Annotated in this window: 7 protein-coding genes; all 7 read right to left on the bottom strand. The window is 36.1% G+C overall.

The genetic code is table 11. From position 1 onward, the window contains the following. Nucleotides 1–239: 239 nt before the first annotated feature. Nucleotides 240–1,376 carry a molecular chaperone DnaJ gene (dnaJ, locus tag ACEN31_RS10505; protein ID WP_407109381.1) on the bottom strand — a complete coding sequence of 379 codons (1,137 nt, stop codon included), beginning with the start codon at nt 1,374–1,376 and terminating at the stop codon, nt 240–242. 107 nt (nt 1,377–1,483) lie between these two features. Then, nucleotides 1,484–3,310, bottom strand: a complete 1,827-nt coding sequence (dnaK, locus tag ACEN31_RS10500) for a molecular chaperone DnaK (protein WP_138403494.1) — start codon at nt 3,308–3,310, stop codon at nt 1,484–1,486. A 21-nt stretch (nt 3,311–3,331) separates the two neighbouring features. Then, entirely contained in the window at nt 3,332–3,904 is a 573-nt protein-coding gene (grpE, locus tag ACEN31_RS10495) for a nucleotide exchange factor GrpE (protein ID WP_235888734.1), read from the bottom strand. Between the two features lie 22 nt (nt 3,905–3,926). Further along, complete coding sequence (gene hrcA, locus ACEN31_RS10490) at nt 3,927–4,940, bottom strand: heat-inducible transcriptional repressor HrcA (protein ID WP_407109380.1); 1,014 nt, start codon at nt 4,938–4,940, stop codon at nt 3,927–3,929. A gap of 132 nt (nt 4,941–5,072) precedes the next feature. Beyond that, nucleotides 5,073–5,945: a YitT family protein gene (locus tag ACEN31_RS10485; RefSeq protein ID WP_407109379.1), complete on the bottom strand. Its 873-nt coding sequence runs from the start codon at nt 5,943–5,945 to the stop codon at nt 5,073–5,075. Beyond that, entirely contained in the window at nt 5,938–6,897 is a 960-nt protein-coding gene (gene ribF, locus ACEN31_RS10480) for a riboflavin biosynthesis protein RibF (protein WP_407093956.1), read from the bottom strand. The genes ACEN31_RS10485 and ribF overlap by 8 nt, the downstream gene beginning before the upstream one ends. 17 nt (nt 6,898–6,914) lie before the next feature. Next, nucleotides 6,915–7,823 (bottom strand): tRNA pseudouridine(55) synthase TruB, encoded by a 909-nt coding sequence (gene truB / locus ACEN31_RS10475; RefSeq protein WP_407109382.1) that lies wholly within the window; start codon nt 7,821–7,823, stop codon nt 6,915–6,917. Between the last annotated feature and the right edge of the window lie 213 nt (nt 7,824–8,036).

Genomic DNA, 8,036 nt, shown 5'->3' with positions numbered 1-8,036 from the left:
GTGACATGAAGATTCTCTCCTTATACTATGTTGTGGTGACTTAAGTATAACGAATCTTCATGTCTTTTTTTAGTGTTGCGTTTCATCTTACAACACACCATTCATAAAAATACAATTTAAAAGAAAAGTAAAACATTTTATAGACATACGACAATCTGAAATAAGCAAAACTTAAAGGAGGCAATTCAGGCAATAAAACTAGCCCGAGTTGCCTCCTTATATTACATACTCAAACAAAATTATTTATCGAACATGTCTCGCATTTTGCCAAAAAATCCACCTTCATTATTGGCACGAACCGTTTGGCCAGATTCCTCAGCTAATCTTTGGAATAATTCGCGTTCTTTTTCTGACAATTTTGTAGGTGTTTTAACTGTCACTTTGACGTGTTGATCTCCCGTGAAGTTACCTCTTATACTAGGTGCACCCTTACCTTTAAGTCGGAAACTTGTACCTGTTTGTGTACCACCAGGTACTTTTAATTTCACTTTTCCGTGAACAGTCGGTACAGTAATTTCATCACCTAAGGCAGCTTGAACGAATGAAATTGGTAATTCATAATAAATTTCAGTCCCGTCACGTTCATATTCTTCACTTGGCTGTACTCTAAAAACTACGTAAAGGTCTCCATAAGGTCCACCATTTTGACCAGCTTCTCCTTGTCCTGATAAACGAATTTGTTGGTCAGTTTCTACTCCGGCTGGAACAGTTACTTTAACTGAATGCTCTTTAGCTTCTATTCCTGCACCATGACACGTTTGACATTTTTCTTTAATTTCTTGTCCAGTTCCTGAACAAACATCACAAGTTCTTTGAGTCATAACACGACCGAATGGAGTGTTTTGTTCAACTTGCACAGCTCCTGAACCATGACATTTCGAACATGTTACCGGACTAGTTCCAGGTTTAGCACCTGAACCATGACACGTATGACATTCTTCGTTACGGTTGTATTTAATCGTTGTTTCTTTTCCGAAGATCGCTTCTTCAAAAGTTAACGTCACACGGTATTGTAAGTCGCTTCCTCGTCTAGGCGCATTTGGACTTTGACGAGATCCACCAGAACCTCCAAAGAATTGTTCGAAGATATCTTCGAAGCCAAATCCTGCTCCGCCATAACTTCCGCCGCCGAAGCCGCCACCAAAGTTTGGATCATTTGCAGCGTGTCCATATTGGTCATAAGCCGTACGTTTTTGCGAATCACTTAGTACTTCATACGCTTCAGAAACTTCTTTAAACTTATCTTCCGCGCCTTCTTCTTTATTAATATCTGGATGATATTTCTTTGATAATTTACGATAGGCTCTCTTTATCTCTGCATCAGATGCATCACGAGATACGCCAAGCACTTCATAATAATCACGTTTCTCTGCCATAATCTACCTCCTTCTTAAAATGATAGCAAGTCAGTTTATATAAAAAGCCAAGGGTATTGATGCCCTCGGCTAAAAATTAACATCATAATGTAATCATTTTATAAAAATTACTCTTCGTCGTCAACTTCCTCAAATTCAGCATCTACGACACCGTCATCTTCAGCTGTTTCACCAGAAGCATCTGCTTGAGCTTGTTGCTCAGCTGCTGCTTGCTCATAAAGTTTAACAGTTAAGTTTTGAACAACTTCGTTTAAAGCGTCGCGTTTTTCTTTCATTGCTTCTAAATCGTTCTCATCGATTGCTGCTTGTAACTCATCACGAGCTGCTTCCGCTTGTTTAACTTCTTCTTCAGATACTTTATCTTTTAAGTCTTCTAAAGTTTTGTTAGTTGTAAAGATTAATTGATCTACTTCATTACGTAAATCTGCTTCTTCACGACGTTGTTTATCTGATTCAGCGTTCGCTTCAGCATCTTTAACCATTTGATCAATTTCTTCATCTGAAAGACCTGAAGATGATTTGATTGTAATTGTTTGTTCTTTTTGAGTTCCTAAGTCTTTAGCACTTACGTTAACGATACCGTTTTTGTCAATATCGAATGAAACTTCAATTTGTGGAACACCACGTGGTGCTGCAGGAATATCTGTTAATTGGAATCTTCCTAAAGTTTTGTTGTCTTGAGCCATTTCACGCTCACCTTGTAATACATGTACATCTACTGCTGGTTGGTTATCTGCTGCTGTAGAGAATACTTGTGATTTACTTGTTGGAATAGTTGTATTACGATCGATTAATTTAGTGAAAATTCCACCCATTGTTTCGATACCTAATGATAATGGCGTTACGTCAAGTAATACGATATCTTTAACATCACCAGAGATAACTCCACCTTGAATTGCAGCACCCATTGCTACAACTTCGTCAGGGTTTACTGATTTATTAGGTTCTTTACCAGTTTCTTTACGTACTGCTTCAACTACTGCAGGAATACGTGTTGATCCACCAACTAAGATAACTTGGTCAATTTCATTTTTGTCAACGCCAGCATCTTTTAATGCTTGACGAACAGGGTTTTTAGTACGTTCTACTAATTCGTCTGTTAATTCGTCAAATTTAGCACGGCTTAATGATGTTTCTAAGTGTAATGGACCAGCATCTGAAGCTGTAATGAATGGTAAGCTGATTTGTGTTGATGTTACACCAGATAAATCTTTTTTAGCTTTTTCAGCTGCATCTTTAAGACGTTGTGCTGCCATTTTATCTTTAGTTAAGTCGATGCCGTTTTCTTTTTTGAATTCAGCTGCTAAGTATTCGATAATTTTCTCATCAAAGTCGTCTCCACCTAGGCTGTTATCACCTGAAGTTGAAAGAACATCAAAGACTCCGTCTCCTAATTCAAGGATTGAAACGTCGAATGTTCCTCCCCCTAAGTCAAATACTAAGATTTTTTCTTCGCTATCAGTTTTGTCTAAACCGTAAGCTAAAGCTGCTGCTGTTGGTTCGTTAACGATACGTTCAACTTCTAAACCAGCGATTCGACCAGCGTCTTTAGTTGCTTGACGTTGTGAGTCGTTGAAGTATGCAGGTACTGTAATAACTGCTTTATCAACTTTTTCACCTAAGTAGTCTTCTGCATAACTTTTAATGTATTGTAATGTCATTGCAGAGATTTCTTGAGGTGTGTATTCTTTATCTCCCATTGAAACTTTATAACTGTCACCCATGTGACGTTTAATTGAACTTACTGTATCTGGGTTTGTTACTGCTTGACGTTTAGCAACTTCCCCTACTTGAATTTCATCATTTTTTAAAGCTACAACAGATGGTGTTGTACGGTTTCCTTCTGGGTTTGGAATAATTTTCGCTTCTCCACCTTCAAGAACCGCTACAGCAGAGTTTGTTGTACCTAAGTCAATACCAATAATTTTAGCCATATTACATTTCTCCTTTTAAATTTATTCTGATACGATAACCATTGCTGGTCTAATGACACGATTATCAATTCGATATCCTTTTTGTAACACTTGAATCACATGATTACTTTCTTGTCCTTCTCCTGCAGGCATAACACTCACTGCTTGATGGAAGTTTGGATCAAATTCTTCATTCAATGGATCAATTGTATCGATTTTCTCTTTTTCAAACGCATTTTTGAATTGGTTATGAACCATTTCTACACCTTTTTTAAGTGCTTGTCCATCTTCAGATGGTGTTTCCGTTTGTAGAGCTCTTTCTAAGTTATCAATAACTTCTAAGAGTGATGATGCTAAGTTTTGTGATCTAAATTTTGCTGCTTCAGATCGTTCTCTCGTATTAATACGACGCATATTAGCCATCTCAGCTTGTAGGCGTAATATTTTGTCATCTAGCTCTTCATTTTCTTGTTTTAATTTATCTAATTCTGATACCTCTTGAGTTTCTTCTTCAGAAACTTCTGGTGCATCAGTCGTTGTCTCTTCTGATGTTTCTGGTTCGATAATTTCTACAGATTCATCAACAACATTGTTATTTTTTTCGTTATCTGTCAATTGACACCCTCCTTCATTCATATTATTGAATCGATAATTTGTTAATCATCACTTCTAATAACGCAATTACTTTTTCATAGGACATTGTTGTGGGTCCGAGTAATCCTAAGATTATTTTTTGATTTTCATTCACAAATGAACCGGTGAGAAGATTTATATTCGCTAAGCTATCAGCTAAAAACTCATAACCAAACATAATATTAATGCCTTCTTCTTGCTCTTCGAGTAAATGATACATTTCCCTTGAACCATCAATGAGTTCAAAAAGATGTTTCAATGCTTCTCTACTCGTTTGTCCATCTATCAAATCAAAGAGATTACTTTTCCCACTAATGTAATAGCGGTGTCCTTTTATGTGGTGCATTGATTTTTCAATCAACGGAGAGAAATCTAATTGATATCCTGTTAAACGTTGAGTTAATAAAGGTATTCCTAACTTCATCCTTTGATAGGCATCTTCAAGTACAACACCTTTAAGTTCATCGTTTATCATCTCTACTAACTTCGTGATATCATCTTTTGAAAGTGACACTTTTAATTCAATTTGCTCGCTCTCTATATTCCCCTTATCTGTCATAAGGATTGAAATATAACGCGTCCGATCGATTGGCACTAATTTAAATTCTTCAAAATAATGCGATTCTTTATTCTGTCCAAGTACCACTGCTGTAAATCCAGTCAATGAAACTAATATATCTGCACAAAGTTGTGTCAGTTGTAACGGACTATAATGTTTCGCTTGAGTTAACTCTTCAAAATTAGCGTCATCATCAAGAAATGGTAATTCTTTGTCTTCCTGATGAATAATCCCGTCAATATAATAACGATAGCCATCAATAGATGGTATTCGGCCACTAGAAGTATGTGGCTTCATTAGTAAGCCTTGTTGCTCTAACACAACCATATCATTACGTATTGTTGCAGGACTCACTTTTAAGTAACTCTCTCGAAGTAAAGTTTTAGAACCAATGGGTTCTTCAAATTGTCCATAAAGTTGTATAATTAAATTAAGAACTTCCTGTTGTCTTGGTGTCAACATTTTCTCACCCCACTTATTAGCACTTAAGTTATCTGAGTGCTAACTGTTATTATAATACATCCTACTAGGACAATTGTCAAGGGATTTACCGAAAAAAATCAAAAAAATAGCACTCTTTGGTTAAGAGTGCTAGATTACTTCATTTTCTTCAATATCATGTGATTGATCCAGGTTAAATGTGAAACCTTCACCTAGAACTTGTTGGATTCCAGTCACTGTGACAAAAGCATTTGAATCAATGTCATTAATGATTCTTTGAACTTTAATTAACTGAATTCGATTAATAACTACATATAGAACATCTTTTTCTGCTTTAGAATAATATCCGTAACCTTTTAACACTGTGATTCCCCGATCAACTCTTTTCATAATTTCTTCAGCAATTTCGTCATGCTTATTTGATACAACCATGATCGCTTTTTTAGGATTATACCCTTCCATGACAAAGTTTAAAATCTTACTTGTAATATATAATGAGATTAAAGTCAGTAAGCCTTTTTCTAAACCGATAACAACAGTTAATGGAATGACAATCATAACGTCAAGGATTAACAATGCAATGGAAACTTGCAAGCCCATATATTTATTAATGATTAACGCAATGATATCAACGCCTGCTGTCGTCCCGTGTCCTAAAATAACAATTCCAATCCCTAGACCAATTAAAAATCCACTTGCTAAAGGTCCTAATAATGAATTCGTTGGGATAAAGCTAGGTAAGAATACAAATTCTAAAAATAATGACATGGATACAATTGCGACGAGCGTATAAAAGATTGTCTCCTTTTCGAGAAACCTCCAACCGATCAACATAATAACCGCATTGATTATAAAGTTACTCAATGCAGGACTAATGTCAAATATATAGAACAATAAGAGTGTGATACCCGTTACGCCACCTTCACCAAGTTGGTTTGGAATGACTATTGAATTAACGGCGATTGAAAAGATAAATGTCCCGATTAACACAAGGGCTAGGTTTTTGATCACTGTTTTATACATCTCGACCACCACCTAGATTTTTGAAATAAAGACGGGTGTTATCTTCATCAATTTTCAATTGGTCGATCAATTCATCGACACTATTAAATTTATATTCTCCACGTAAATAATGATGCCATCTAACTCTGACTTTATCACCATAAATCATTTGATTAAAATCTAAAATGTAAACTTCGCACGTTAAATCATGATTATCGTAGAACGTAATATTATGACCAATAGATGCGCTACCTAGATGCCAAGTATCGCCTATCTTAATTTCAACGGCATAAACGCCTATTCCAGGAAGCAGTTGCGGATGTGGGACTTTGATATTAGCTGTTGGATATCCTAATGTACGTCCTACTTTTTCACCATGAATAACTGTACCGTATATTTCATAAATATAGCCCAAATCCTGGTTGGCTTGCTCCATATCGCCTTGGTAAACGAGTTCTTTAATTCGAGTCGTTGCTACTTTGGAAAAGTGTGATGCTAATTCCTCAACTTCAATGACATCAAAGCGCTCAGCAGCATGAATGGGTAAAGTTTGCATATTCGCGATGTCTTTTTTTCCATAAGTATAATCAAAACCTGCCACCGCAACTTCGGTATGCAAATCGACTAAGTACTTTTCAACGAATTCTTGCGGCGTTTGAGTACCAAAAGCGAATGTATATTCAACAATGTATAAAATATCCACTTCAAATTCTTCCATTAGTTCCGCTTTTCGCTTATTCGTTGTTAAGTAATGAAATGAATCTAAATTAAGATCTTCATAAACTATTCTAGGATGTTGATTAAACGTCATTAGAGCTAGTTTAATTCCTCTTTTTTCTGCTTCTTCTCTTGCTCTTTTTATTACTTTTTGATGACCTAAATGAACGCCATCAAAAAATCCTAAAGTCATGACTACAGGTTCATTTGATATTTCTTTTGAATCGTAAGGATGACTTAAGTGTACTATCTTCATTTAGAATCTCCTTTCATTTAAACGAACATTTTGTATGGTTTTATATATAGTTCTTTTTCTGGATGCTGACGATAAAGCGCGATAATTTTATCATTATAATAGAAAGCGATTGGCTCTTGAAAATCCTGCTCAAAATCGCTTTTCAAGAGTGCTTGTCCATTTTTTACCTTGTCATATAATTCATCGTCTAAATCAGTTTTGGGAACATGCTTCAATGCTGTCTCAATTGTAGCCACTTTATCATTGATTTCTTCATTATCTATTAACGTTTGTATTTCTTCAAGTGTATAGCTCTCAAAATCTGAAAAACCACTTGTTTCTAATCTTGTTAATTTCGACATATGTGCAGGATATCCCAACTTCTTCCCTAAATCGACAGCTAAAGTTCTAACGTAAGTTCCTTTGCCGCAATCTACTTTGAATTTCCATGATTGAGTACCACTTTCTTGATTATACACGGGTTGACCATCGCGTTCAAACGAATGGATGATCGTATTTCGGATTGGGCGTTCCACCTCTAAGCCTTCTCGAGCATACTCATATAATCTTCGACCATTCACTTTCACTGCTGAATACATCGGTGGTATTTGTTCAATGACACCTTCAAATGTTGACATTGCTTTATCGATTTCTTCAATTGAAACAGGCTGTACAACCGCTTTATGGTCAACAACTTCACCGTGGGCATCTTCGGTTTCTGTTGACATACCAAGGGTAATCTCTCCGTAATATACTTTAGGTGAGTCCATCAGCAATTCAACTAAGCGAGTTCCTTTTCCTAAACAAACTACTAGAACGCCATCTACTTCTGGATCGAGCGTTCCAGTATGTCCAATTTTTTTCATTTTTAACATTTTTCGCAATTTAAACACCACATCATGACTTGTCATGCCTCTAGGTTTCCAAACCGCTAAAATCCCATTTATCATAATTAACTCCTTATTATAAAATCTTTTCGACACTTGATTATATCAAATTTCCACCATAACCGCTATTCTATATGAATTGATTGGAAATCGAGTAGGAGACTAGCCATTATTTGACTAGTCGACCTCTCACACCACCGTGCGTACGGTTCCGTACACGGCGGTTCAATACCTTGCGTAAGCAGACTCTACCAATTCGCTTAGTGGAACTAA

This window comes from Ruoffia sp. FAM 26255, assembly GCF_045528525.1.
Lineage (GTDB): Bacteria > Bacillota > Bacilli > Lactobacillales > Aerococcaceae > Ruoffia > Ruoffia tabacinasalis.
The sequence above is the reverse complement of the archived record's forward strand: the minus strand, read 5'-3'. Positions and strand labels throughout refer to the sequence as shown.